The 2033-nt window shown below is 46.7% G+C and carries 1 protein-coding gene; it reads left to right on the plus strand.

Annotation, left to right across the window (positions count from 1 at the left end):
* The first annotated feature begins 562 nt into the window (after window positions 1–562).
* Entirely contained in the window at window positions 563–1948 is a 1386-nt protein-coding gene (ltrA, locus tag DDZ16_RS20505) for a group II intron reverse transcriptase/maturase (protein ID WP_232526832.1), read from the plus strand.
* Window positions 1949–2033 lie beyond the last annotated feature (85 nt).

A 2033-nucleotide genomic window follows, 5' to 3' on the forward strand; every position in this document is an offset into this window, starting at 1 on the left:
TGTGTGTGCCCTGCATGAGCAGCAGCGCACCCACACTGGAAGTTCTTGAAAAAGATTAAAAATACAAATCTTTTTCAAGGAACCATAAAGTGCGGGGTGATTTTATCCAGAGGGTGTAAGTCCCTTATGCGCGAGGGTGACGCCTCGAAGCATTAGCAAGTGGCAAGCTGGTCTACCGTGAGGTAGGCAGTGAAGGAAGCCAACCGGCAAAAGTCTGTACTGACGGACAGGTATTACAGGACTAGCATATCCTGTAAGGCGTATATGAGGCATAACAGTTCGGGTAAGCAAGCACATCATTGTAAAGCCCAAAGAACACCCAAAGGACAGTTATGTAGATGCGACAGGAATAGACTAAAGGATAAAGCTCTTACCAGGGGATAGCTCCACGTCCACGAGCTGGACATGTGGAGCAGTCAGCAGAAGTCATAGTAGGTGAGGATGCTACCGATTCACGGTATTAACCGGAAGGAATATTGCGGCGTACGAGCGAACTGTATTAGCCGGGTTTCCCGACACAAGAAGTGAACACCGAAGGACGGAACTTTAAATCGTTACAAATTTGCCCGGGAGGTCTAAGTTAAAAGCTTATCAGCCCGTCGAAAGCGTAACCGGAAACAGAAAAGAAGAAATGGAAGAAGCACTGATTGAGAAAATCCTGCAACCCGCCAATTTATCAATGGCCTGCAGGGAAGTAGTTCGTAACAAAGGAGCCGGGGGAGTAGATGGCATGAAAGTAAGTGAATTGGAAGCTTACCTACATGAACATCGCTCAACCCTGACAGAACAAGTTCGCACTAGAAACTACCATGCACAACCGATTCGAGGCAAGGAAATCCCCAAAGGAAGTGGAAAAATGCGCCTACTCGGGATACCAACAGCCATAGACCGGATGCTGCAACAGGCTGTTTTGCGTGTGATTATGCCCCGTTACGAACAAGCGTTTTCGACCTATAGCTATGGATTCCGCCCTCTGCGGAATACCCAGCAAGCCGTAAGTAAATCGCTTCACTACATCAATTCCGGCTATCAACATATAGTTGAGATTGACCTTAAACAGTTCTTCGACATGGTAGACCATGTGCTGCTGTTGCAATTGCTTTATCGAAAGATAAAATGTAAAACCACGATGTGCCTGATTCGGCGTTGGCTGAGAGCTCCTCTTGAAAAAGACGGGAAACTCATAAAACGTCGAATAGGCGTGCCACAAGGAAGCCCGATAAGTCCGCTATTGTCCAATATCATGTTACATGAACTGGACACAGAGATGGAGCGTTTAGGGCTTCGCTTTGTCCGCTATGCAGATGATTTCAGCATCTATTGCAAAACAAAATCGGAAGCAAAACGAGCAGGCAACCAGGTGTACATTTATCTACGTGACAAGTTGAAACTTCCCATTAACCGGGATAAAAGTGGCATACGGCGACCAATTCATTTCCAGATTCTGGGTTATGGCTTTGTCGCCATTTATCAAAAAGGAGTCAAAGGCAAATACCAGTTGGTTGTAAACCGTAAAAGATGGAAGTCTTTAAAAGCAAAACTGAAGGAGGTAACTCGTAAAACCACGCCAATGAGCTTTGATGAACGCATAAAGAAACTGCATGAAATCCAGCGAGGCTGGCTAAATGCATTCAAATATGCCAACATCAAGGGGAAATTGACAGAACTGGACGGCTGGTTGCGCAACCGACTAAGGTACTGTATCTGGCACCACTGGAAAAAGCTTGAACGGAAACGGAAGAACCTGATCCGCTTAGGAGTTCCACCACGAGATGCCTATGCATGGAGCCGCAGCAGGATGGGAGGTTGGGCTATTGCCCAGAGCCCGATATTGGGAACCACCATCACCAAAGCGCGTCTAATAAAGCGGGGATACATTCCTTTAGCTACAATGTTTAAAACGATTTCCAAAAATACGGAAATGAATCAACTGTTTCCCATGGTTTAAGGAACCGCCGTATACGAGACCCGTACGTACGGTGGTGTGAGAGGCTCTCCGCTAGGCTAATGGCCTAGCGGCAGTCTACTCGATT

Origin of the sequence: Marinilabilia rubra (assembly GCF_003121985.1) — a bacterium.
GTDB classification, from domain to species: Bacteria; Bacteroidota; Bacteroidia; order Bacteroidales; family Marinilabiliaceae; genus Marinilabilia; species Marinilabilia rubra.